This is a genomic window from Psychrobacillus sp. 05T411, assembly GCF_056396485.1.
Genome location: NZ_JBFTLO010000016.1, coordinates 1 through 24,306 on the forward strand (window position 1 = coordinate 1; position 24,306 = coordinate 24,306).

Annotated in this window: 23 protein-coding genes and 2 riboswitches; of the genes, 18 read left to right on the forward strand and 5 right to left on the reverse strand. The window is 37.4% G+C overall.

What is annotated here, in order from left to right; genetic code table 11:
* Positions 1-1,048: 1,048 nt before the first annotated feature.
* Positions 1,049-1,345, reverse strand: a complete 297-nt coding sequence (locus AC1DFT_RS13435; protein ID WP_478159263.1) for a phospholipase — start codon at positions 1,343-1,345, stop codon at positions 1,049-1,051.
* A 174-nt stretch (positions 1,346-1,519) separates the two neighbouring features.
* Here AC1DFT_RS13435 and AC1DFT_RS13440 point away from each other — a divergent pair, with 174 nt between their 5' ends.
* Entirely contained in the window at positions 1,520-2,410 is an 891-nt protein-coding gene (locus AC1DFT_RS13440; protein ID WP_478159264.1) for a phosphate/phosphite/phosphonate ABC transporter substrate-binding protein, read from the forward strand.
* A 30-nt stretch (positions 2,411-2,440) separates the two neighbouring features.
* The gene (locus AC1DFT_RS13445; RefSeq protein WP_478159265.1) at positions 2,441-4,810 is read left to right on the forward strand and encodes an EAL domain-containing protein; all 2,370 of its coding nucleotides are present in this window, start codon (positions 2,441-2,443) and stop codon (positions 4,808-4,810) included.
* Between the two features lie 229 nt (positions 4,811-5,039).
* Here AC1DFT_RS13445 and AC1DFT_RS13450 read toward each other — a convergent pair whose 3' ends face one another.
* On the reverse strand, positions 5,040-5,417 hold the full coding sequence (locus tag AC1DFT_RS13450) for an SLAP domain-containing protein (protein WP_478159266.1): 378 nt from the start codon (positions 5,415-5,417) through the stop codon (positions 5,040-5,042).
* 96 nt (positions 5,418-5,513) lie between these two features.
* Between AC1DFT_RS13450 and AC1DFT_RS13455 the strand changes: the two genes are divergently transcribed.
* The 4 genes from AC1DFT_RS13455 to AC1DFT_RS13470 all read left to right on the forward strand — a co-directional run bounded on the left by AC1DFT_RS13455 (position 5,514) and on the right by AC1DFT_RS13470 (position 7,145).
* The gene (locus AC1DFT_RS13455; protein ID WP_478159267.1) at positions 5,514-5,669 is read left to right on the forward strand and encodes a DUF1540 domain-containing protein; all 156 of its coding nucleotides are present in this window, start codon (positions 5,514-5,516) and stop codon (positions 5,667-5,669) included.
* A 104-nt stretch (positions 5,670-5,773) separates the two neighbouring features.
* Positions 5,774-6,244, forward strand: coding sequence for a YbaK/EbsC family protein (locus AC1DFT_RS13460; RefSeq protein WP_478159268.1), 471 nt, complete (start codon positions 5,774-5,776; stop codon positions 6,242-6,244).
* A gap of 20 nt (positions 6,245-6,264) precedes the next feature.
* Complete coding sequence (locus tag AC1DFT_RS13465; protein WP_478159269.1) at positions 6,265-6,591, forward strand: YnfA family protein; 327 nt, start codon at positions 6,265-6,267, stop codon at positions 6,589-6,591.
* A gap of 17 nt (positions 6,592-6,608) precedes the next feature.
* A complete protein-coding gene (locus AC1DFT_RS13470; RefSeq protein WP_478159270.1) occupies positions 6,609-7,145 on the forward strand; it encodes a GNAT family N-acetyltransferase in 537 nt (178 codons plus the stop codon).
* Between the two features lie 82 nt (positions 7,146-7,227).
* On the opposite strand, the gene AC1DFT_RS13475 is transcribed toward AC1DFT_RS13470, so the two are convergent.
* Positions 7,228-8,664: a phospholipase D family protein gene (locus AC1DFT_RS13475; protein WP_478159271.1), complete on the reverse strand. Its 1,437-nt coding sequence runs from the start codon at positions 8,662-8,664 to the stop codon at positions 7,228-7,230.
* A gap of 180 nt (positions 8,665-8,844) precedes the next feature.
* Between AC1DFT_RS13475 and AC1DFT_RS13480 the strand changes: the two genes are divergently transcribed.
* The 3 genes from AC1DFT_RS13480 (at position 8,845) to AC1DFT_RS13490 (ending at position 13,423) form a co-directional block, all read left to right on the forward strand.
* Positions 8,845-10,026, forward strand: coding sequence for a CaiB/BaiF CoA transferase family protein (locus AC1DFT_RS13480; protein ID WP_478159272.1), 1,182 nt, complete (start codon positions 8,845-8,847; stop codon positions 10,024-10,026).
* Between the two features lie 16 nt (positions 10,027-10,042).
* A complete protein-coding gene (locus AC1DFT_RS13485) occupies positions 10,043-11,638 on the forward strand; it encodes a long-chain-fatty-acid--CoA ligase (protein WP_478159273.1) in 1,596 nt (531 codons plus the stop codon).
* Positions 11,639-11,999: 361 nt separating this feature from the next.
* A riboswitch (purine riboswitch) is annotated at positions 12,000-12,099 on the forward strand.
* Positions 12,100-12,139: 40 nt separating this feature from the next.
* Positions 12,140-13,423, forward strand: a complete 1,284-nt coding sequence (locus tag AC1DFT_RS13490) for an NCS2 family permease (protein ID WP_478159274.1) — start codon at positions 12,140-12,142, stop codon at positions 13,421-13,423.
* Positions 13,424-13,478: 55 nt separating this feature from the next.
* On the opposite strand, the gene AC1DFT_RS13495 is transcribed toward AC1DFT_RS13490, so the two are convergent.
* Entirely contained in the window at positions 13,479-13,991 is a 513-nt protein-coding gene (locus AC1DFT_RS13495; protein WP_478159275.1) for a helix-turn-helix domain-containing protein, read from the reverse strand.
* A 399-nt stretch (positions 13,992-14,390) separates the two neighbouring features.
* Between AC1DFT_RS13495 and AC1DFT_RS13500 the strand changes: the two genes are divergently transcribed.
* The 7 genes from AC1DFT_RS13500 (at position 14,391) to AC1DFT_RS13530 (ending at position 22,050) form a co-directional block, all read left to right on the forward strand.
* Entirely contained in the window at positions 14,391-15,734 is a 1,344-nt protein-coding gene (locus AC1DFT_RS13500) for an MFS transporter (protein WP_478159276.1), read from the forward strand.
* Positions 15,735-15,819: 85 nt separating this feature from the next.
* Positions 15,820-16,803: an ornithine cyclodeaminase family protein gene (locus AC1DFT_RS13505; RefSeq protein ID WP_478159277.1), complete on the forward strand. Its 984-nt coding sequence runs from the start codon at positions 15,820-15,822 to the stop codon at positions 16,801-16,803.
* A gap of 163 nt (positions 16,804-16,966) precedes the next feature.
* A complete protein-coding gene (locus tag AC1DFT_RS13510; protein WP_478159278.1) occupies positions 16,967-17,944 on the forward strand; it encodes a ring-cleaving dioxygenase in 978 nt (325 codons plus the stop codon).
* A 170-nt stretch (positions 17,945-18,114) separates the two neighbouring features.
* A complete protein-coding gene (locus AC1DFT_RS13515) occupies positions 18,115-19,131 on the forward strand; it encodes an LLM class flavin-dependent oxidoreductase (protein ID WP_478159279.1) in 1,017 nt (338 codons plus the stop codon).
* A gap of 411 nt (positions 19,132-19,542) precedes the next feature.
* The gene (locus tag AC1DFT_RS13520; protein WP_478159280.1) at positions 19,543-20,505 is read left to right on the forward strand and encodes an ABC transporter ATP-binding protein; all 963 of its coding nucleotides are present in this window, start codon (positions 19,543-19,545) and stop codon (positions 20,503-20,505) included.
* Positions 20,506-21,150, forward strand: coding sequence for an ABC transporter permease (locus AC1DFT_RS13525; protein ID WP_478159281.1), 645 nt, complete (start codon positions 20,506-20,508; stop codon positions 21,148-21,150).
* A 6-nt stretch (positions 21,151-21,156) separates the two neighbouring features.
* Positions 21,157-22,050, forward strand: a complete 894-nt coding sequence (locus AC1DFT_RS13530; protein ID WP_478159282.1) for a glycine betaine ABC transporter substrate-binding protein — start codon at positions 21,157-21,159, stop codon at positions 22,048-22,050.
* Positions 22,051-22,094: 44 nt separating this feature from the next.
* On the opposite strand, the gene AC1DFT_RS13535 is transcribed toward AC1DFT_RS13530, so the two are convergent.
* A complete protein-coding gene (locus AC1DFT_RS13535; RefSeq protein WP_478159283.1) occupies positions 22,095-22,577 on the reverse strand; it encodes a QueT transporter family protein in 483 nt (160 codons plus the stop codon).
* A gap of 7 nt (positions 22,578-22,584) precedes the next feature.
* A riboswitch (PreQ1 riboswitch) is annotated at positions 22,585-22,629 on the reverse strand.
* 174 nt (positions 22,630-22,803) lie between these two features.
* On the opposite strand from AC1DFT_RS13535, the gene AC1DFT_RS13540 reads away from it, so the two are divergent.
* Entirely contained in the window at positions 22,804-24,009 is a 1,206-nt protein-coding gene (locus tag AC1DFT_RS13540) for an MBL fold metallo-hydrolase (RefSeq protein WP_478159284.1), read from the forward strand.
* Entirely contained in the window at positions 23,996-24,244 is a 249-nt protein-coding gene (locus tag AC1DFT_RS13545) for a DUF3006 domain-containing protein (RefSeq protein WP_478159285.1), read from the forward strand. The genes AC1DFT_RS13540 and AC1DFT_RS13545 overlap by 14 nt, the downstream gene beginning before the upstream one ends.
* Positions 24,245-24,306: the final 62 nt, after the last annotated feature.

Consider the following 24,306-nt stretch of genomic DNA (forward strand, 5'->3'; position numbering starts at 1 on the left):
AGTCTCATTATGCTCACTTAGTCTCATTATGCTCACTTAATCCCGTTGGAGTCGCCGCCCTGCAGCGAAAATCAATGGAAATTGCCAAATTATTGAGATCCCATATTAACAATAAATGGTTGAACGAGACAATATCCACTGCGAACGCGACAATCTCGCCTTTGAACAYGACAAACTAGTMGAGTAGATGCTGGCCAGGCGTGTTCGGCGGGCTTTTAGACATATAATTCCTATAATAGGTCGGAATTATAGTTGTCTCACGTCAAGTAAAGAGCCATTTTGAGAATTGGTTGCTTTCACGAGTAATTTGGTTGCTTTCACGAGTAATTTGGTTGCTCTCGTGCTGATTCAGTTGCTTTCGTAGTAGAACTGGTTGCTCCCAGTCATCGGTTGGTTGCCCTAATCCATTTACTGAATGCATGTAATGGAAAAACTGGGTAAAATTTCGTTTTTTCAACTGGTCTGCATTGATAAGTATGTTGTTTCCATTAATTTTCACTTCTCCCAGTGGAAGTCGTCCTCCCGGCAGTGAAAATCTTAGCGGTTAATAAGGTGCGCTATCCCAATAAAACGTCTCAATCCTAGTACACTTGCCACATTTTGAGAATTGGTTGCTTTCACGAATAATTTGGTTGCTCTCGTGTTGATTTAGTTGCTTTCGTAGTAGAACTGGTTGCTCCCAGTGATCGGTTGGTTGCCCTAAGCCATTTATTGGATGAATCCAATGAGAAAACTGGTTGAAGTTTTGTTTTTTAACGGGATGGTATTGATAATTGGACAATTTCTTTTGATTTTCGCTGCAGACGTCGACTCCTACCGGATGAGTGGGCAAATGAGACATCTCAGGCGTACGCCTAAGGGAGGCGGGGATGGCTTATCGCTCACCCGGTGGAAAGCGTACGGCTGCAGCGAAAATCACAGCGGACACTTTATTCAACGCACTATGTCGCAGTTTCCCTATTATGCGCGACATTCCATTTATCCTTCACACTAGCTATATCAAATAGAGATAGGCGCTTGCGCTTTTTTGCAGGGCTAGAGATGTATATTAGTTCGATTTTTTAAAAGAGTTGCATGTAAAACTGGATTGCAATTTCATATAGTTATAAAGTAACCGAGCATGTCTACCTTGTTGTGTGTATGGATTTATTTTAGGATGTAGCCTCTCGAGAAACTCACGATCACATTCACATCGATCTCTCCCTTTACTGTAGCATTCATCATGTGCTTTACATGCTGCGTCTACATCATTGATAGGAGCACCAGGACCGCTACAACCAGGTCCACACCAGTTATATCCCGGAAATATACAAAAACGCTGCTGTCTTCTTCGTGACAAATTCATACCCTCCCCTTACATATATTTTCCCTTTTAATAACCTATTCAATAAAATACGAATATGTATAAACTACTACCTATTAGTTACTGGAAACACATAAAAAATTAATAAACACTTAACAAAAATATAGTATAATAGTAACTATTGAAAATGGGCTATTAGGTGAGGTGCGTGAAGAGGTGAATAGTAGAAAATTCGTATTCTTATGTAGTATCTTTTTAGTAAGTTTGATATTAACAAGCTGCAATACAGCATCTAAAAAATTGACAATCGGTATGATACCGGTAAAAGATGCAAGGGAAATGGAAAAGGAATTTGAACCTATTCGTCTTTATCTAGAAGGACAATTAGGCATTCCTATTGAAATGGAAGCTACCGATAGTTACCTTAGTTTGATAGAAGGAATGAAGAATGAAACAATCGATATTGGCTGGTATGGTGCTTTTTCTTATGTTGCGGCTGAAAGTGAAATGGAGTTGACTCCATTAATCGTTCAACAAAGAAAAGATACCGGCATTTACTATAATTCACTTATCATTACGCCAAAAGATTCAGGGATTAGTTCGATTGAAGAATTAGCAGGTAAGAGGTTTGCATTCGTTGACGCTGGCTCTACATCCGGATTTATTCTTCCTTACGCATTATTGAAAAGTAGAAATATAACATATGAAACATTTTTCGACGAAATAGTATACGCTGGTTCTCATGATCAAGTGCTAGCCAATATTCTCCAAAATGAGGTAGATGCTGGAGCCATTAGTAGCGTTCAGTATAGTAATTTGATAGAAAAAGGAATCGTAAAGCCGGAAGATATGAAGGTCATATGGAAATCGGAAAATATACCAGGATCCCCGTTTGTTGCAAGGAGCGAATTAGACAAAGAGATACAAAACCGTTTTTCCAAAGCTATGTTGGATTTACATACGGATGAACCAGAGACTTTAAATAGTTATGATAATACGATTGAGAAGTACATAGAAGTAGACAATAAATATTATAATCCTATAAGAAATATAGCAACTATTCTTGGGAAAGAGTATATGTACAAATATTTTTTAAAAGGGGATTAATAGGGACGAGCAGGGAAGTGGGTGGAACTTTTGAAAATAAGAAGTATTAAGTTTTGGGCAACGACTTTGATCGTATTGATGTGTATTGTCACCATGTCTTTATTCATTTTATTGTCATACAAAAATCTAAATGAAAGTTTAGAACAGCTATACAAAAATGAAGCGGAATCTGTCTTAACGCAAACGCTGTTATCTTTTGGATATCAATTTTCAACCGTTGAGAATACATTGGAGCAGCTTAGTCAGTCTCTTTTACTGCAAAACAATTATTCTAGCAGTGAAAAAGAAATTATGTCCATGATAGAAGAGTATCAAAAAAATTCTAATGTAAATGGGAAAATCATGTATGGTTTAGCGGATGGTAAATTTTATAGGGGAGAATATAAAGATATTCCTGATAGCTACCACGCACAAGAACAACTTTGGTACAAGCTTGCTATGCAAAATACAAAAAAAGTATATTGGACAGAACCGTATCTTGACTATGTGACGCAGGAAATTATTATTACAGCTTCTAAGTCTGTAGTGGGTCCTAAAGGGACGCTTGGGGTTATTGCACTAGACATGAATCTTCAAGAAATTAGTAGTCAAATCAGTAATTCGAAAATCGGAGAAGACGGCTTGGTTCTGTTGTTAAGTAGGAATGGTACGATACTGGCCAATCGTGATAATCACCTAATTGGTGAAACACTATTTGGTAGTCAACACGCCAAAATGAGAAAGGATACAGCAGAAAATTATGTACCATATATTGTGCAGAATAAGGAGTATCTTTTACGTTCTCACCCAATCGTACAAAATGATATGAGTATTGTTACGGCGATAAGTAAAGAAGAGATCATTCATAACCTTGTAAAAAGACAACAACCGATACTAGCAATTGGCCTATTTTGTCTCCTACTATTTGGTGTTATTGCTTATTTTGCGACGCTAAGAGGGGTCCGCCCTTTAAAAAAACTAGGAAAGCTAATGGTTTCTGTGGAAAACGGAAATTATGATGTGCAAGCAAACGTAAAGGATTACGAAGAAATAGAGCGGTTAGCGAATGGTTTCAATAGTATGATTATGTCGATAAAAACAAGAGAAAATAAGATTAACCATTTAGCATCATATGATTCGCTGACAGGTCTATTGAATAGAAGAAGCTTACAAGAACTGCTTACAGAATCACTAGAAAACGATGATTCCGAGTGCTTAAAAGCGGTAGTTTTTGTCGATTTAGATAACTTTAAAACTGTGAATGATACACTTGGACACTCGTTCGGAGATAAGCTAATTACAGAAGTGGCCAAAAAACTAAATGCATTGTCAACGAAAAATAAAGACGTTGCTCGCATAAGTGGCGATGAATTTATCGTAGTAATACATGAGTTAGAATCATTAGAACAAGCAAGAAACGAAGTGGAAAAAATTATCGAGCAATTTGATATGCCTATTTCAGTAGAATCTAGAATATTAAATATTACTGCAAGTGTGGGTGTTTCCTTATATCCAGTTCATGCTATCACTTCTGAAGAATTGTTGAAATTGGCAGATATGGCCATGTATGAAGCAAAAAGTTACGGGAAAAATGGCTATAGAATATTTGATGAGGGAATGAAAAAGCAACTAGAGGAAAAGTTTAAAATAGAGCTTGGCATTCGGGAATGTCTAGATAATAATGACTTCGAGTTGTATTTCCAACCATTATTTAATCCAGGTAAAGGAAAAATAGCGAGCATAGAAGCATTATTACGAACAAAAACGTCTGCGCTGTCTAACTATAATACTCTACAAATAATTGAAGTTGCTGAAATGACTGGTCAAATAGTAGAAATAGACAAATGGGTATTAAAGCAAGCATGCAACACAATTCAAGTGATTAACAGAAATAGGGAACAACCAGTTAGAATAGCAGTCAATATTTCGGCGGTTCATATTATGCAACAAGATTTTGTTCATAATATAAGAGAAATAATCGACGCATCAGGTGTTCAGCCTAATTGGATTGAGCTTGAAATTACAGAAACTTCTTTGATGCAATCATTTGATTTGAATAAACAAAAGCTAGAGGAACTACAGAAGCTTGGAATATCCATTCATCTCGATGATTTTGGAACAGGCTATTCTTCTTTAAGTTACTTAAACAGCTTACCGATCAATCATGTGAAAATTGATAAGAGCTTTGTAGACGGAATGCTGCTATCTGAAAAAGACGGCAAATTTATTGAGACAATTATCCATTTAGCGCATACGATAGGCTTACAAGTTGTAGCAGAAGGGGTGGAACATAGGGAACAATTTGAAAGGCTCCGAAGTTATAACTGTGAATTGATACAAGGTTATTATATAAGTAAGCCGGTTAGTTATGAGGAAATTGTTAATCTTCTAGAACAAAACTTCATAACGCTTCCAGTATGAATTTATAGTTGAAGACCAAAATAGTAGTGCAGAACAAAGTAAAAGTGAGCAGTGATGTTGCGCATTATAGGGATAATGCGTCGTAGTGGCCGCTGGGATTTTCGCTGCAGTCGTACGCTTTCCACCGGGTAAGCGATGTGCCTTCACAACCAACATCATGTTGGCCTCGGTAGGAGTCGACGGCTGCATCGAAAATCAATGGAAAATACTAACTTATCGGGGTCCAGTATTAAATAATTTCCAAATAACCATTGTCAAGGGGAAGTTTATTGTTCAGAATTTCATTTGGAAAAATAAATGTCCATGGTGTACTACTTTTTKATTCTATGCTCAGAGAAGGCAATGTGAAGGAATGTTCGATGCAAACTTCATTAGCCTGGATGTATTTTAGTTTAGTGTTTTGAAATGAATAAGGATGCATAGTGAAGTTATGAATGAGCACGGTTACTAATAATTCACCTTTATGATTGAAAGCTTGCCATAGTGGCGTTAACTGAATACGTTGATTGTTAGATTGGCAAGTTTCGAGAAAGACTGCTTCAATTTTTTGGCGATCTTTATTGGATATCGTTTTGTCCCATGATGATTCGAATTCAAGCTTATGCATGTATGCAACCTCCTTTTCGCTTTCTTAATCTTAGCATGTTTCGTATTAATCTTCTTTTAATTGTTCATGCTAAGAAAAGAAGGAGGTGTGATACCTATGGCTAAAGATGTTCTATGTGAAGTAAACAACTGTACGTATTGGGGATCTGGAAACAAATGTAACGCCGCCGCCATTTATGTCGTAAGTAATAAAGGAAAACAAGCGTCTAATAGTGAAGAAACAGATTGCAAAACATTTAAACCAGAAGCGTAATGCAACTAGGGTAACCATCATTTTGGTTACCCTTTTAAATTTTATACAAAACAATGGTAAGATTATAAGAGATATTGAAATATTGAAAATAAGAGGTGTGAAAGATGGCAATCGAAGTAGTAAAAGATTATTTTAAGGAATTTGGGATTGAAGAAAGAATTTTGGAATATGAGGCATCTAGTGCAACAGTTGAGTTAGCTGCGCAAGCATTAAATGTAGAAGGTGCACGTATTGCCAAAACATTATCCTTTAAGAAGGAAGACGGCTGTATTTTAGTAGTAGCTGCAGGTGATGCTAAAATCGATAATGCCAAATTCAAAGCAACTTTTGGAGTCAAAGCAAAAATGTTAACTCCAGATGAAGTACTCGAACAGGTAGGACATGCAGTAGGAGGCGTTTGTCCATTTGGTATTCCGGAAGAGGTGGCGGTGTACTTAGATGAGTCATTAACACGGTTTGAAACTGTGTTTCCTGCATGTGGGAGCAGCAATAGTGCTATAGAACTTTCGTGTGATGAGTTATTTACATATGCAAGAGGACGGGAATGGGTCGATGTTTGTAAAGGTTGGGGGTAAAGCGAAAGGGTGAGGCTATTTTGGTTACAGTGATTGCTCTATTTTTGGCAGCAGGATTAGCTGAAATCGGGGGCGGTTATTTTATATGGCTATGGTTGAGAGAAGGTAAGTCAGTATATTTAGGACTTTTTGGAGGAGTAGCACTAGCTCTCTATGGTGTTATTGCTACATTTCAAATGTTCCCTTCTTTCGGTAGAGTTTACGCGGCTTATGGCGGTGTTTTTATCGTATTATCCGTCCTTTGGGGATGGGGTGTCGATAAAAAAGTACCAGATACATATGATTGGATTGGAGCTTTAATATGCATAATCGGTGTGTCCGTTATGTTATTTGCTCCCCGAAATTAAAAGATAGGGATGATGAGATGTTATTTCAAAACGACAAGTTATCTGTTCGTCTATTAGAATTAAAGGATGATTCTTTATTAGTTAAATGGTTATCTGATCCTATTGTGCTTGAATATTATGAAGGAAGAGACAATGCATTTGACTTAGAGAAGGTGCATGAGAAGTATTACAATCGTGAATCCGGAGTAGTACGTTGTATCGTGGAGTTTGACAAAATTCCTATCGGATATATCCAATACTACCAAGTAGATAGTGATGAACAGGAGATATACGGGTATACTAAAGTGTCAGAGGTTATATATGGTATGGACCAATTCATAGGAGAAGTTGCATATTGGAACAAAGGGATTGGAACACTTTTAGTAAATTCCATGGTAGCGTTTTTAGTAAAACAAAATGACGCAGACAGAGTAGTGATGGATCCTCAAACATGGAATGAAAGAGCTATCCATTGTTATGAAAAATGTGGGTTTAAGAAGGTTAAGCTCTTGCCTAAAAATGAACTTCACGAAGGAGAGTATCGTGATTGCTGGTTGATAGAATATATAAGGTAAAACGTTTATAAATAGGTTTTGATTTATAATTTAATAACCCTTTACCTTAAAGATTTTAGTCTACAGGTAGAGGGTTATATTTTTAATATGTTGTTACTTTAAAAAACTTTTGTAACGAATAAATCCAACGTTGCCACCAAGTAAATCCATCTTGATATTTTTCTAAGTCCAAAGTGTACATGGCATCTTCATTGTTCCAAAGACGTTCGAAATAATCTTCCATTTGCAAGACAAGCTTGCTATCATTTGGAGCAATTACACGCAAATTATTTTCTAGATTATAATTATCCAATGTACGTTCCGTATAGTTTGCCGATCCACTTGAAATTATCGTATGTTCATCACTTTGAATCCAAATAGCTTTCGTATGATATTGGCCAATGACGGTGTTGTACCAACGAATATTCATCTTGCCTTCTGTGTCTTCCACCATCTCTTGTACAACTGGTCTATTAGGCAGTCCAGACTTTTCTTGGCCAAATGAGTTCTCGTTTGGATCCAAAATGAGATTCACATCCACTCCTCGATTGGTTGCTTCAATTAATGCATTTACAATATCTCGCTTTGCTACAAAAAACATCCCAAGCCAAATTTTATCCCCTTCTTTCGTGTCCGCCAAATCTGCCAGCAACTTATTCAATATCTTCTTCTCTGTTAAGTACTGCACTTCATATTCACCGTCTATTTCATCTACTTTGACACGTGGAAGTTTAGGTCCTCCAGAAAATAAGGAAACGACTTCTTCTGATTTTAAAATATCATTAATGATTGGACCAGTTACTGTTAATGCAATATTGCCGTGGAATCCACTCGCGTCATGCGGATTAGAGGATGTTACCATTGCTTCCTGTTCTGTTATGACTGCTTTTCGATGGTTCGCCTTTACGTTTAATAAGGTCATATACGACGCAATTGTCATTTTAGGAGCGTCGCTTGCCATCGCATTTGCTATCCAACCCTTTCCACCAATATCAAACCACTGAAAAAATATTCGATAAATGCCTGAGTATATCGGAGTTGAGTCTCGCAATGGATCCAAGTCGGTATAGACTATTTCTACACCCGCATCTCTCATTTTTTGGAACCATTTATTTTCATAAGAACCATAACCACGATTAAGTGGATCTGTAATAAATACTACTGGCATATTAGGATTCTCTTTCTTTTTATTGGATAGGGTAGTTGATATGGTGTCTGCAATTTTAGGGAAATCTTCGTCTTCATCGTAGTAACCATCAAATAAAAAGAAATCGACAACTACAAAGTTTTCAGCTTCATCAATCATTTCATTTACTTTATCAAAAATATGATTTTCATGTACCATGCCAGTTCCTTCTTGATCTTGTGCATAGGTAAGATCTGTAATGAATTCAACGGTATCTGTTTGATGTACATTTCCCGCGAATGAGACTCCCTCAGGAAGAGGTTTATATGTATGCCATAAAATAACGGCTATATAAATTAGCGTAAATAAAATTACAAAGCTAATGAAAATTTGTTTCTTCGACTTTCTAACCATAAGTGTTTCCTCCTACTTCTATTATTTTCTCCTATGTATTCCCTGGAATAATAGAAAGAAAACTAGCAGATCATTTTGATATAAGGACTCTTGAAAACGTATACAATATTCACTACAATAGTATAGTAGATAGAAAATTTGTAAATTTTATAATATTCGATATTTTGAAGGGGTGAGTATTTGGGGATCTTAAATGGTTTAAAAGTATTAGATTTTTCGACCTTACTACCTGGACCATTTGCTACTATGATGTTAGCTGATATGGGAGCAAATGTGGTGAAAGTGGAAGCTCCAAATCGTGCGGACTTAGTAAAATATTTAGGACCAATGGACGGTGAAGTATCGGCTACTTTTGGACATTTAAATCGTTCTAAACGATCTTTAGCATTGGATCTGAAACAACCGGAAGCGAAAGAAATTATTTATCAGCTAATCCATGAATACGATATTGTGATAGAACAATTCCGTCCAGGTGTAATGGATAAATTAGGAATAGGATATGAAAAGTTAAAAGAGATAAATCCTAAAATAATCTTTTGCTCCATTACAGGATACGGTCAAACCGGTCCTCTTCATAATCGGGCAGGACATGATATTAACTATTTATCTTTGGCAGGTGTAACGAGTTACTCCCATAGAAAAGATCAGATTCCTGTACCAGCTGGTGTACAAGTTGCGGATATTGCAGGAGGTTCCATGCCTGCTGTAATTGGAATTTTAGCAGCTGTCTATCACCGTGAAAAAACTGGAGTAGGTCAGCAAATTGATATAAGCCTTACAGATGTATCTTTTTCGTTAAATGCAATGTATGGTCCAGGATATCTAGTAGGTAAAGAAGAACCAAATCCAGAGTCATTATTGTTAAACGGTGGATCGTTCTATGATTATTATGAAACGAAAGATCATCGCTATCTTTCTATAGGTAGTTTGGAACCACAATTTCAAGCAATGCTTTGTGAGTTGATTGGCGATCCTAGTTTAATCAAACTAAGTAGCAGTGCACTAGTAGAGGACCAACAAGCTTTTAAAGAAACTTTAATAAAAACTATTAAGCAAAAAACTTTAGAAGAGTGGTTACTTATTTTAGAAGATGATTTTGATGGATGTATTGAACCGGTGTTGAGTTTTGCAGAAGCGGTAAATCATCCACAGCTACAGGCAAGAGAAATGGTCGTTTCTGTACCAAAGAAAGATGGGGGGACACAGCGCCAGATTGCCTTTCCAATAAAATTTTCTAGTGAAAAAGCGCAATATCATTTTGCCGGTGTGCAAACTGGAAATCATACAGAAGAAATTTTGAAAGAAATAGGATTGAACGAAGAAGCAATACATGCATTTACAAAAAAAGAGATTACTTTATAAAAGGGAGCTGGAGAGAATGTTTGCTGCATTAACACCATTAGATTGGAAAAGAAGAGCGATTAAATATTATCCGAAAAAAGTAGCAGTAATAGATGGAGATAAACAGTTTACTTATGAGGAGTTTGGGGAGCGTACGGATAAACTTTCTGCTGCTTTAGTGAATGCAGGTATTCAAAATGGTGATCATATTGCAGTCATGTTGCCAAATACGCATTATATGTTAGAAACTTTTTATGGAATTTGTAGTCTAGGTGCGGTACAAGTCCCTTTAAATTACCGATTAAATGCAGAAGACTTGGAATATATTATTAAACATAGTGATTCTAAAATGCTTATCGTGGATGAAGAATATAGTCATTTGATAGAAGGTATCCGTCCTAGTTTATCACTAGAAAAAATAATTGTTGTTGCAGTGGAAGGACATTCCAACACATTGGGAGGTACATATTATGAAGACTTTATCAATCAAGACTTCGAAAATGCTTCCCTACCAACAGTGGATATCGATGAAAATCAGTTACTTACATTGAACTATACAAGTGGTACCACTTCTAAACCAAAAGGGGTTATGCTGACACATCGGAGTAATTATTTAAATGCGGCAAACTTTATGTATCATCTAAATGTGAATCATGATGATGTATATCTGCATACATTGCCAATGTTCCATGCCAATGGTTGGGGGGGAGTTTGGGCAATTACAGCAGCCRGAGCAACACATGTATGCTTGCGTAAAGTAGATCCACCGCTTATTTTGGATTTATTTGAAAAACACAAAATTAGCTTGTTATGTGGTGCACCTACTGTTGTTAATATGTTGGTAAATGAACCGAAAGCAAAAGAAGTGCAAATTACAACAAATCCCCGAATGGCTACAGCTGGAGCACCACCAGCCGCAGCACTTATTGGAAAAGCCCAAGAAATTCTTGGATTCAACATGATGCATGTTTATGGACTTACAGAAACGTCGCCATTCATTTTATATAGCGAATGGAAAAAGGATTTTGATGATAAATCAGCAGAAGAACAAGCGACGATTAAGGCAAGACAAGGAATTGAATTAGCTTTTAACGGAGAAACAAAAGTTGTCAGTCAGGAAGATGGCAAAGAAGTTGCTTGGAATGGCAAGGAAATTGGAGAAATCGTTACAAGAGGAAATGTAGTAATGGAAGGTTATTACAAGGATCCAGAAAAAACAGCAGAAGCAATTGTGGATGGCTGGTTCCATACTGGTGATTTAGCGGTAACGCATCCAGACGGATATATCGAAATTCAAGATCGAATAAAAGATATGATTATTTCAGGTGGGGAGAATATCTCTTCAACAGAAATTGAAGGAGTATTATACAAACATCCTGACGTGTTAGAAGTAGCTGTTATTGCTGTCCCAGATGAAAAATGGGGAGAAGTTCCAAAAGCAATTATCGTGTTGAAAGATGGAAGTAATGTGACAGAACAAGAGATGATCGACTATTGTAGAACCAATATGGCTCATTTCAAAACACCAAAATCATTTGAATTCGTAGAGGCATTACCAAAAACAGCAACAGGTAAACTCCAAAAGTTCTTACTGCGAGAAATGTATTGGAAAGGGAAAATAAAAGTAAATTAACTTAATTAACAGACGGTTTTCCATTGAGCTATTAAATGGGGGATCGTCTTTTTAATTATTTAAATCCAGTAAATGGCATAGAGCAAGAGATTGAACATTATTAGCAACCAATCCTATTCAGAAAGCAATCAAATCAGCACGAAAGCAACCAATTCTTACCATAGCTCTTTACTTGATATGAGACAAAGGTGACGGTGCCGCACCATAGCTAAGCGTGAGTTGGCTCATGTAGGTTGTGGCTAGCGCGGAAAATTGCGGTCGTTAAATAAATAGTTGTTGCACAATCAGCAGGATCTATAACCGAACATTTAATATTGACATCTAGTTATTGTTCGTATATTATATTGTTCGGAGTAAGATAATTAAAGAATCAAGCGACATTCGTATATTCTCAGTAATATGGTCTGAGAGTTTCTAGTAGGAACCGTTAATTTCTAACTATGAATGGGTAGACTTAGTCTATCCATTTTTAGTTGGATTTTTTTATTTTAAGGAGGAGCCATGGAACGTTTTTTTAAATTGAGTGAATTAGGTACAAATGTGAGAACAGAAGTATTGGCAGGCTTTACTACTTTTTTAACGATGGCATACATTATTTTCGTTAACCCTGCAATTCTTTCGGCAGCGGGGGTTCCTTTCGATCAAGTATTTATTGCGACGATTGTTGCTGCAGTCATAGGAACATTAATCATGGCTTTGTTTGCGAATTATCCAATTGCGATTGCACCAGGTATGGGGATGAATGCTTATTTTACAAGTGTTGTCGCTACGCAAGGTGTTAGTTACCAAGTAGTTTTTGGAGCAGTTTTGATAGCAGGTATTATTTTCTTATTATTAACATTTACAAAGTTACGAGAAGTATTAATTAAGTCAATTCCTACTTCCATAAAGTATGGAATTACTGCTGGTATAGGGCTGTTTATCGCATTTGTCGGATTGAAAATGTCTAAAGTGGTTGTTGGAAATAGTGACGCGCTTGTAACGCTTGGTGATTTGCATGATCCAGTTGCAGTCTTATCGATTATTGGTTTGTTTGTAACAATCATATTAATAGCACTTCGAGTAAAAGGGGCGCTATTTGTTGGTATGTTCGTTACTGCAATTATCGGTTATTTTATGGGGATGTTACAGTTAGACGGGGTAGTTTCGACTCCGCCATCCATCGTGTTTTTTGATGTAGATATTCCGGGTGTGTTTACGAGTGGTTTATATGCTGTCGTATTTTCATTTTTACTTGTGACGATATTTGATACAACTGGAACGTTGATAGGTGTGACAGAGCAGGCAGGTTTGATGAAGGATGGGAAATCGCCAAAATTGAAATCTGCATTTGCTGCGGATGCGTTTGCTACAACTGTTGGAGCAACTTTTGGGACGAGCCCGTCTACTGCTTATATTGAATCATCGACTGGAGTAGCAGCAGGAGGACGATCTGGATTAACTGCACTTGTAGTAGCAATTCTATTTTTCGTTGCTTTGTTTTTCTCCCCATTAGTGTCGGCCATTTCATCGCTTCCAGCCATTACAGCTCCTGCTTTGATCATTGTTGGCTGTTATATGATGGAGGGACTTGCAAAAATTGATTGGAAAAAGTTCGATGATGCATTTCCGGCTTTTGCGATCATTTTAACGATGCCTTTAACTGGAAGTATTGCAACAGGTATTGCGGTTGGATTCATTATGTACCCTATTCTTAAACTTGTAAGTGGTAAAGGTCGTGAAGTACATCCGATTATATACATTTTCGGGGTTATTTTTGCGATTCAAATGATTTTCTTTCCTTGATATAAATGTAATGAAAAACTTCCAATAGTTTGATTCTATTGGAAGTTTTTTTATATTATTTCGAGGATACGACTAAAAATCGTACCGGTTTTTCCGTTAAGTTATACCAATAATGCGTTTTATTTGCATCGAACATAGTAGATTGTTGCTCTTCTAAGCTTTCTTCACTCCCGTCAATTACCACCGTTAACGTCCCTTTTATTACCATTAAAAATTTGTGCCCACTATGTGAAAAAGCATTCCCTTTATTTTCCCCAGGTTGCAGTGTGACTAAAATTGGTAAATAGGAAGCATCGACAATTCCATTTGATAAATCCTGATAATAAAATTGCTGTCTGATGGCATCTAAGTTATCGGTTTGGGAATGGTCGGAAAAGAATATAGTTGGATTTACCTTCAATGCATCCGCTATTTTCTTTAAAGACTCTAGCGTAACACTCGATTTTCCACGTTCTACTTGGGATAAGAAGCTAATAGAGACGCCTGTGAGTTCAGCTAGATTCTTTAAGGTAAGTTTTCGTTCCTTACGTAATTGTTTTAATATCTTTCCTATAGAATTAGAAGTCATATTTACTACCCCTTTTGTAATACTCTTAATTTAAATCATACATTATTTTTTTTAGGACGGCTAATAGAGATAATGCGTCTTAGTCATCGGCGTCTCAATCCAAGTGAAGAGCTTTTTTGAGAATTGGTTGCTTTCACCAGCAATTTGGTTGCTCTCATGTTGGTTTGATTGCTTTCGGAATAGAATTGATTGCTTTAAGGGACCGATCTGTTGCCCTTAGCCGTTTTCTGGATGAATAAATTGAATAAAGTGGAAAATCTCAGCGGACACCTCATCTAACTGACTACGACGCAGTATCTCTATAATATTCAATATCGAATTGACAGAATATTTTAGATTAATTACAATAGAACTGGGAGAGTTAAAGTGTCACTTCAATTTTAAAAGGGGAGATGTAAAGTGGATCCAAAACAAATGAGGAAAGTGTGGGTTGCTAGTTTAGTAGGAAGTTCGATCGAATGGTTCGATTACTTCTTGTACGGGACAGTAGCAGCTCTAGTGTTTAACCAGTTATTTTTTGTTACGGAAGATCCATCGGTGGGAACTATTCTTGCCTATGCATCATTTGCATTAGCATTCTTTATACGTCCATTCGGAGGGGTTATTTTTAGTCATATTGGCGATAGAATTGGGCGAAAGAAGACGCTTGTAATTACGTTAAGTTTAATGGGAGTTGCAACATTTGGTATGGGGTTACTTCCAACTTACCAAGCAATCGGTGTATGGGCTCCGATTCTTTTAATAACCCTTCGTCTTGTACAAGGTTTAGGTATTGGGGGAGAATGGGGAGGAGCGTTACTTCTTGCGGTTGAGTATGCGCCGAAAGAAAAACGTGGTTTATATGGGGCTATTCCTCAAATGGGTGTAACAATTGGGATGGTTCTAGGGACTGTTGCATTATCGATCATGACATTATTGCCTGAAGGTTCATTTATGACTTGGGGTTGGCGTGTTCCATTTATCTTTAGTGCATTATTAGTTGTTTTTGGGTTATGGATTCGTAAAGGAATTGACGAAACGCCATCATTTAAAAAGGTGCAAGAATCAGGAGAAATTCCAAAACTGCCGATAGTAGATACGTTAAAGTATCATTGGCGCGAAGTACTAATTGCAATCGGTGCGAAAGTAGTAGAAACTGCACCATTTTATATTTTCGGTACCTTTGTCGTATCGTACGCAACAACAAATTTAGGCTTCTCCAGAACTGCAGTGTTAAACTCGGTGATGATCGCTACAATTGTTACGACGATTTTGATCCCGATTATGGGAAGCCTGTCGGATAAAGTGGGTCGCAAAAAACTATATGTTGCTGGAACGATTGGAATGATTTTATTTGCATTCCCTTATTTCTGGATGTTGCATCAGCAATCTGTTGCATTATTAGTGATTGCAACGATTATTGGTTTAGGTATTATCTGGTCTCCGATTACAGCGGTATTAGGTACGATGTTCTCGGAAATCTTTGATGCTAAAGTGCGATATACAGGAATTACGTTAGGGTATCAAATCGGTGCAGCGGTAGCTGGTGGTACTGCTCCGCTCGTTGCGGCAAGCTTACTATTGAAGTTTAATGATTCTTATATTCCAGTTGCGTGCTATATTATTTTCACTGCAGTTATTTCATTGATCGCAATATGGGCTGTAAAAGATCGCAGCCAAGAGAATTTGGATGATATTAGCAAAGTAGATGCTGAAAACTCAAAAGAGAATTCTAACGTTTCCAATGCATTGGGCAAAGCATAATAAGTAAAGCGATAAAAGGAAATATCTCGTCTTTCGCTAAGGTTTGTGAAAGACGAGTTTTTCTTAATTAATGGAGGTTTTTTTCATGTTAGTAGTAAATGAACAACAAATTATGCATACCTATGTTATGAAGGATGCAATTCAAGATATCACCAAAGTATTAAAAGCCAAGGAAGAAGATAAGATTGCTAGCCCTCTTCGTACTGTGATCGACTTTCCGAAGCAAGAAGCTTCCGCATTATATATGCCAAGTGCGGACTTAGAAGATGAAGTGGCGGCGGTAAAGCTGGTCACCATTTTTCCACATAACCCAGCGAAAGGCAAAGCAACAACACAGGGAGTCATTTTACTCTCAGATGGATCAAATGGGGAACATATAGCTATGTTGAGCGCCTCCTATTTAACGAGACTTCGCACTGGTGCATTAAGTGGGATAGCAACAAATTACTTAGCAAAAAAAGAGGCAAAAGTATTAGCTGTAATTGGAACGGGAGCGATGGCATTTGAGCAAGTGTTAGGAGTCCTTGCTGTTCGTCCAATCGAGCGCATTCTACTTGTAAACCGTAATCCAGAAAAAGCGAAAGCATTTGGAGAAAAACTCCATGCGTTTGGTGTAGAAACTTCATGTGAAGTTATAGAAGATGTAGCGGTCGCTATCAGACAAGCAGATATTATTAACTGTGCAACGCGTGCAATCGATCCCGTATTTAATGGAGAAGATTTAAAACCTGGCGCACATATAAATGGGGTAGGTTCTTACTTACCGCATATGCATGAAGTAGACATAAGGACGATTACTCGTGCAACAAAAATTGTGGTGGATGATTTAGCTGGAGTAAAAGAAGAAGCCGGTGAACTAATCGATGCACAAGAAAAAGGAAAATGGTCATTTGAGCAAATTCATGGGGAATTAGGAAAGCTTGTAGTAGATGCGATAAAAGGTAGAGAAAATGAAGAAGAAATTACTTTTTTCAAATCTGTTGGGGCTGCATACTTTGATTTAGCCGTTGCAAAAGGCGTATATGCCAAAGCGAAAGAGCAACAAATAGGAAATGAAATAGACATGTAATATTATTATCTTATATGGACATATTGAAAATAGAAACTGTCTCCAATGGTTACATTTTTGGAGACAGTTTCTATTTGATTGACAAGGTTTTTTTCTCATGTTAAAATTACTTTGAATTAGAGATATTTTAATTAAAGGAATCATAATATAGGAGGAATATAACATGAATCATTTAAAAGGTATGCACCACGTTACTGCCATTACAAGTAGTGCAGAAGAGAACTATAAATTTTTTACTTATACATTAGGAATGCGTTTAGTCAAAAAAACTGTGAACCAAGATGATATACAAACGTATCACTTGTTTTTCGCTGATGATGTAGGCGGAGCGGGAACAGATATGACTTTCTTTGATTTCCCAGGCATTCCAAAAGGGACACATGGAACAAACGAAATTTATAAAACAGGATTCCGCGTACCGAGCGATGCGGCATTAGATTATTGGGTAAAACGTTTCGATCGTTTAGAAGTAAAACATACTGGAATTCAAGACCAATTCGGTACAAAAGTTCTCTCATTCGTAGACTTCGATGACCAACAATATCAATTAGTGTCAGATGAGCATAATGAAGGTATTGCATCAGGAACACCATGGCAAAATGGACCAGTTCCTTTAGAGTATGCAATTACAGGGCTTGGACCAATTCATATTCGAATTGCAGAATTCGATTATATGAAGGAAGTATTGGAAAAAGTAATGCTATTTAAAGAGATTGCACAAGAAGGTTCTTTGCATTTATTTGAAGTTGGGGAAGGCGGAAATGGTGCCCAAGTCATTGTAGAGAAAAATATTATTCTTCCTCCAGGACGACAAGGGTTTGGTACAGTCCACCATGCAGCTTTCCGTGTAGAAGATCGTTCGGTGTTAGATGAATGGACGACTAGAATGGAAAGCTTCGGATTCCAAACTTCTGGTTTTGTTGATCGCTTCTTCTTCCAAAGTTTATACGCAAGAGTTGCAAATGGAATTTTGTTTGAGTTTGCGACGGATGGTCCAGGATTTATGGGAGATGAACCTTACGAAACACTTGGAGAAAAGCTATCTTTACCACCGTTTTTAGAACCAAAACGTGATCAGATAGAAAGCTTAGTTCGACCAATTGATACGGTAAGAAGTACGATTGACTTTGTAAAAGAATAATGAAACAAAAAGAGGTCATTTTCTATTGTGAAAATGACCTCTTTTTGTTTAGAAACGGGTAAAATTATTAGAATGTGTAATGCTATTTTTAGGTTCAATTATTTTGTTTTTCTAGAAGAGTACGCTATCGTTTAACTGAGACCATTATTAAAAATAAGGGGACGAGATAATTGAGCAATACAAAAGCATTCAGAAACATCAAATATTCCGTATTAGATTTAGCTCCTATTACGAAAGGTAGCTCTCCATCAGAAGCATTTCTAAATACAAAAGATTTAGCACAGCATGCAGAAAAGTGGGGATATAATCGTGTGTGGCTTGCGGAGCATCACAGTATGCCAGGTATCGCGAGTTCGGCTACTTCCGTAGTTATGGGGTATGTTGCAGCGGCAACGAAAAAAATTCGGATAGGTTCCGGTGGTATTATGTTACCAAACCATGCGCCTTTAGTTATCGCAGAGCAATTTGGTACGCTTGAGGCGATGTATCCGGGAAGAATTGATCTAGGGCTTGGTAGAGCTCCAGGAACGGACCAGCTAACAGCGATGGCATTGCGACGTGATTCCAGAAGTAGTGGGCATGACTTTCCTCAGCAACTAGAGGAGTTACGCGGGTATTTAGATGCTAATTCTAAATTCAATAAAGTACGAGCAATACCAGGTGAGGGGCAAGATATTCCTATTTGGTTACTTGGATCCAGTGGCTTCAGTGCTACTTTAGCTGGCCAACTTGGATTACCTTTTTCATTTGCCAGTCATTTTTCTCCCGAAAATACTTTGCCAGCACTTGAACGCTATCGTCAATATTTTGAGCCATCAGCAGTATTGGACAAACCATATGTGATGGTTGGTGTTAACGTCGTTGCAGCGGATACAACAGAAGAGGCAAAAATACTTTCGACAACGCATCAACAACAATTTTTAAGTTTAATCAGAAACAGACCTAGCCAAATCCAACCACCAGTTGAAACGATGGAAGGAATTTGGAATCCGCTTGAAAAAGAAAGTATTCTAAACCAACTGAAATCGACGATTATCGGAAAACCAGAGGAAGTAAAAGAGAAGCTTCAAGCATTTGCAGAAGAAACAGATGCGGATGAGTTAATTATTAATTCAACGATTTATGACCATAAAGCTCGACTCCGTTCGTATGAAATAGTTGCGGAAGTAACGGGGATGAAAGCTTAAAGAAATAAACCGGATTCTATATTATTTAGAATCCGGTTTTTCTTTATATAGTAAAATGTTAATTGCCAGAAAAATAGATGGCTTTTTTGGAGTAGCATAGGGTATGGCACTTATTATATTATGCGTGATATAGAGATACTGTGTCTTAGTGACCGCTGTGATTTTCGCTGCAGTCGTACGCTCACCCTACGGAAAGCGTCCGCCCTGCTGCAAAAATCCCTGCGGACACTTCATACAACCCGCTACTACGCAGTATCTCTATTGTGTGAGTCATTCTGTTCATCGTTCGTGTTTGTTATATCGATCAGAGACGGGCACTTTAACATTTTTGTTCTATTTATGATTTAATAAAACTTTTTTAGGGTATACAGAGTTACAGTTAAATATAGTGTATTAAGGGGGAAAGCCTAGTTGATCCAATTTGATAAGATTACGAAAGTATTTGAAGACGGCACGAAGGCATTAAACAATATAACATTGTCCATTCCCGCTGAAGCGTTAGTTGCTATTATCGGTCCAAGTGGTTGCGGCAAGACAACATTGATGAAAATGATCAATCGTTTAGAAGTTCCAACCTCCGGAGAAGTATATGTAGAAGGGAAAGCAGTCTCTTCTCTAGATGCAGTGGAACTTCGAAAAACAATTGGCTATGTTATTCAACGAATAGGTTTGTTTCCACATATGTCCATAGAAAGAAATGTATCGCTTGTACCGAATCTCAAAGGATGGCCAAAAGAAAAAACGTATGGAAGGATCTATGAACTAATGCAAATGGTAGGTCTCGATCCTAACCAATATTTGACTAAATATCCACTAGAACTAAGTGGGGGACAACAGCAACGAATTGGAGTGGTAAGGGCGTTAGCTGGAAATCCAGAGATCGTTTTAATGGATGAGCCATTTAGCTCCTTAGATCCTATTAGCCGTGAGCAATTACAAATAGAAACGAAAAAAATACAAAAAAAACTCAAGAAAACAATTGTATTTGTTACACATGATATGGATGAAGCTTTAAAAATAGCAGATATCATTGTTGTGATGAAAAATGGTCGAATTGAGCAAATAGGTACACCTACAGAACTAATCGAAAGTCCAATCAATCATTTTGTAAAAAACTTCATAGGTGTGGAACGTATTAATCGAAAAAAATCGGTTGGAAAGCGTACGCTTGAGGAGTTTATATCTTTTTTTGAACAAGACGAACAATCCTCCCATCTAGTAGTAGATGCCTCCATATTAGTAGAAGAAGCAATTGCATTATTAGAAAACGAAGGAACGAAAAAGTTGCTTGTAAAAAAGGGAAAGAAGGAGCTGGGATTTGTAGACCAATCCATTCTTCTACGTGCAATCCTTGCAAAAGAGGAGGTATCGTGAATGCAAACTTTTTTAGAGACGATTCAAAGTAGGGCAGATTTAATACAAGCTTCCTTTTTACAACATATTTATTTATCTTTTATTGCGTTAGCGATAGGTATTGGGATTGCCTTGCCGTTAAGTATTTTTGTTGCGAGGTATCGAAAATTTGCGGAACCGATTATTGGGGTGACTGCTGTTTTTCAAACCATTCCTAGTCTGGCTTTGTTTGGATTTCTAGTGCCACTCATTGGGATAGGCACGTTGACTGCTTTAATTGCCTTAATTATTTACGCACTTTTACCTATTTTAAGAAATACATATACTGGCATAACCTCCATAGATGATTCGATTATTGAAGCGGGGCGCGGAATGGGAATGACGACAAATCAGTTGTTATGGCAGATTGAGTTTCCGCTTGCTTTGCCATTTATCATGGCAGGAATTCGTACTGCAACTGTTTTGACGGTTGGAATTGCGACACTAGCTACTTTTGTTGGGGCAGGGGGACTAGGGGATGTTATTTATAGAGGTTTACAATCATATAATAATGCGCTCGTCTTAGCAGGGGCTTTACCAGTTGCTTTATTAGCCATTTTGTTTGACCTTGCTTTGAAGTGGATCGAGAAAAAAGCGACACCAAAAGGAATAAATACAAGGGGATGATGAGGAATGAAGAAAATGTTGGTCATGATTGGAATGGCAGCAATTGTATTACTAAGTGCTTGTTCGAATTCGGGAGAGGCGCTCGTTATCAGTGGGAAGCCTTGGACAGAACAATATATATTGCCGCAAATTTTAGGGCAATATATTGAGGCYAGTACAGATTATCAAGTGGAGTATAAAGAAGGACTCGGGGAAGTGGCGATTATGACACCAGCACTTGAAAAAGGTGATATTGACTTATATGTGGAGTACACGGGAACAGGTTTAAAAGATGTGTTAAAAGAGGCGTCTGAAGTAGGGGAAAGCTCGGAAAGTGTGTTGGAAAGAGTGAAGAAAGGGTATGAAGAGCAGTTTCAAGCAACTTGGTTAAGTCCGCTTGGTTTTGAAAATACCTATACATTGGCGTATGCCAAAGACAAAGATTATGATGCAAAGACTTATTCTGATCTTGTGGAAGTTTCTAGGTTTGGGAATATGGTATTTGGAGCCCCCCATGCTTTTTATGAACGGCAAGGTGACGGATTTGATGATTTGATCAACTCTTATCCATTTACATTCACGGAAACGAAAAGCCTCGATCCGAATTTAATGTATGAAGCTGTAAAAAATGGTGAAGTAGATATTATTCCAGCATTTACTACAGATGGACGAATTGAACGTTTTGAATTACAGACAACAGAAGATGATTTAGGATTTTTCCCTAAGTATGACGCAGCTCCTGTTGTACGTTTAGAAGCTTTAGAGAAGTTTCCAGAGCTCGAAAAAGTATTAAATGAGTTAGCCGGGAAAATTTCGGAAGAGKATATGTTAAAGATGAATGCAAAAGTAGATATTGACGGAGAAAAAGCGGAAGATGTTGCCCATGATTTCTTAGTGGAGAAAGGTTTGATTGAGAAATAATATAAAAACACCCGGTTCTGATTTGGGAACCGGGTGTAAATTATTTAAATCATTGCTTTAAAATTTAATCGCTTATTTAAAGCAGTCATAATCGGAATACCTACTGCCAATACAGCGAATTCACCAGCTGCAACTGTTAACCATGTATAGAAAAATGGTAGATCAAATGCAAGCTGTAGTTCAAATGCAATGATAAACATTGTAAACGTGAAGATGAGCGTATTGAATACCATACGTGCAACATGTCCTTTAACAAACTTAGTTGCAAAAATAGTAAGTGATAAAGTAATAATCGAATGTGCTACCCCAAATGTTAAATCATATGCAGCCATAGGGGAAAACATATTCGTTACGATTACACCAAGTACAATTCCAAAAAAGTATTTTTTATTAAAGACAATCAGGTGATTGAACATTTCGGCAATACGAAATTGTACTGCACCAAATGCAAAAGGTGCAATTAGAAGCGAAACCGCAACATATAAAGCTGCAATAATACCACTTATTGCAAGAGTTTTCGTTTTCATTATTCATTTCTCCTTAGTTTTTTTCCGTGGGAGGTTCTCGAACCACGTGATTTGTAATCACAATTGATAATTCTATGACAAAAGTAGAGTGTTTGTCAAGAGAGTGTTACAGTTATGTTACTGGTGCCTGGCACCAGTAACATAACTGTAACACTATTGGGGAAATAAATAGTTCTGTAAATTAGTAAAGTATATTAGGAACTGGTGTTAAGAAGGAAGGGTTTAAATGAAACAAGTACTATCGATCTTTAGTGTGTTGTTGCTTCTTATTACATTTGGCTGCACACTAGAACCGAAAAATGAAAGTCAAGAAACAGAAATAGAAACATCTTCAACTGAAACAAAGGCTAAAAAAGAAATGAGCGTTCATTTTATAGATGTTGGACAAGGAGATTCTATCCTTATTCAATCTCCTGAAGGAAAGAATATGCTGATCGATGGTGGGAAAAAGGAAGTGGGAAAAGATGTAGTGACATACTTGCGACAACAGGGCGTGGAAAAGTTAGATTATGTTGTAGCGACACATCCAGATGCTGATCATATTGGTGGACTGCTCGCAGTGTTAAACTCTATTTCGATTAAAAACTTCGTAGATTCGGGAAAAGAGCATACTACGGAGACGTATGAGAAAATGTTACAGCTTATTTTGGACAAGCATATCCCGTTTATAGTGCCAAATGTAGGCGATACGATTCCTTTAGATTCGGGTATAGAAGTCACTGTTTTAAATACTGGGGAGAAAGATGATGATAATAATGAGGCTTCTATTGTGTTGAAGGTACAATATAAGGATGTTTCATTTTTATTAACCGGGGACGCTGATGCAGGTGTGGAGAAAAGTATGCTGAGCGAATATGATTTGAAATCTACTGTTTTAAAAGCTGGGCATCATGGTTCTCATACGAGTAGTTCGGATGCTTTTATTCGGGAGGTTCAACCGGAAGTGACGATTTTAAGTTATGGAGAGAATAATATGTATGGTCACCCTACTCCGGAAGTTGTGACTAGATTGAAAAAAGTAAATTCGGACATTTATAGTACTGCGGAAGTTGGAAATATTGTAGTGAAAACGGATGGAAGAGATTACACTGTTGAGACGGATTCTATTCCAAACGAAAAAGAAAACGTGGCAGAAACACCGCTTTATATTTCAGAAAAAGATGTGCGTGAAGAAATCGTTGGTATTACAAATCAGGGGGAGGAGGCAGTTAATTTAGAAGGATGGCAATTGGTTTCTGTTGCGGGCAACCAAGTGTATAATTTTCCGAATATATCTATCGAGGCAGGAGAAACCATCTATATTACAAGTGGTCCAGATGCATTAGAAGACGCAAGCCATTTGAAATGGACAAATAGACAAATGTGGAGAAACGAAGGCGACGCAGCGCAGTTACTAAATGAGAAGGGGGTAGTGATGAGTGAACTCAAATAAATACACACTCGATCGAGTAGAGGGGGAACTCGCGGTATTCTTAAAATACCCGAGTGAAACAAAAACACTGCATATTCCTATTTCTGAACTAGACGTGAGCTTAAAAGAAGGGTATATTGTGCATATCCTCGTCGAGAATAACAGATATAAAGTGGAACACTTAGAAGAAGAAACAGAGAACCAAAGAAAAAAAGTACGAGGATTATTAGAACAATTGAAAAACGAGCGAAAGTAAAATTATCATTATGACAGATATGTTACGGGTGCCTGGCACCCGTAACATATCTGTCATAATTG

Coding starts and splice junctions, on each gene's coding strand:
- AC1DFT_RS13540 (WP_478159284.1), top strand. CDS start 22,804: ATGAAACAAGTACTATCGATCTTTAGTGTGTTGTTGCTTCTTATTACA.
- AC1DFT_RS13525 (WP_478159281.1), top strand. CDS start 20,506: ATGCAAACTTTTTTAGAGACGATTCAAAGTAGGGCAGATTTAATACAA.
- AC1DFT_RS13475 (WP_478159271.1), bottom strand. CDS start 8,664: ATGGTTAGAAAGTCGAAGAAACAAATTTTCATTAGCTTTGTAATTTTA.
- AC1DFT_RS13455 (WP_478159267.1), top strand. CDS start 5,514: ATGGCTAAAGATGTTCTATGTGAAGTAAACAACTGTACGTATTGGGGA.
- AC1DFT_RS13535 (WP_478159283.1), bottom strand. CDS start 22,577: ATGAAAACGAAAACTCTTGCAATAAGTGGTATTATTGCAGCTTTATAT.
- AC1DFT_RS13490 (WP_478159274.1), top strand. CDS start 12,140: ATGGAACGTTTTTTTAAATTGAGTGAATTAGGTACAAATGTGAGAACA.
- AC1DFT_RS13510 (WP_478159278.1), top strand. CDS start 16,967: ATGAATCATTTAAAAGGTATGCACCACGTTACTGCCATTACAAGTAGT.
- AC1DFT_RS13435 (WP_478159263.1), bottom strand. CDS start 1,345: ATGAATTTGTCACGAAGAAGACAGCAGCGTTTTTGTATATTTCCGGGA.
- AC1DFT_RS13460 (WP_478159268.1), top strand. CDS start 5,774: ATGGCAATCGAAGTAGTAAAAGATTATTTTAAGGAATTTGGGATTGAA.
- AC1DFT_RS13470 (WP_478159270.1), top strand. CDS start 6,609: ATGTTATTTCAAAACGACAAGTTATCTGTTCGTCTATTAGAATTAAAG.
- AC1DFT_RS13495 (WP_478159275.1), bottom strand. CDS start 13,991: ATGACTTCTAATTCTATAGGAAAGATATTAAAACAATTACGTAAGGAA.
- AC1DFT_RS13505 (WP_478159277.1), top strand. CDS start 15,820: ATGTTAGTAGTAAATGAACAACAAATTATGCATACCTATGTTATGAAG.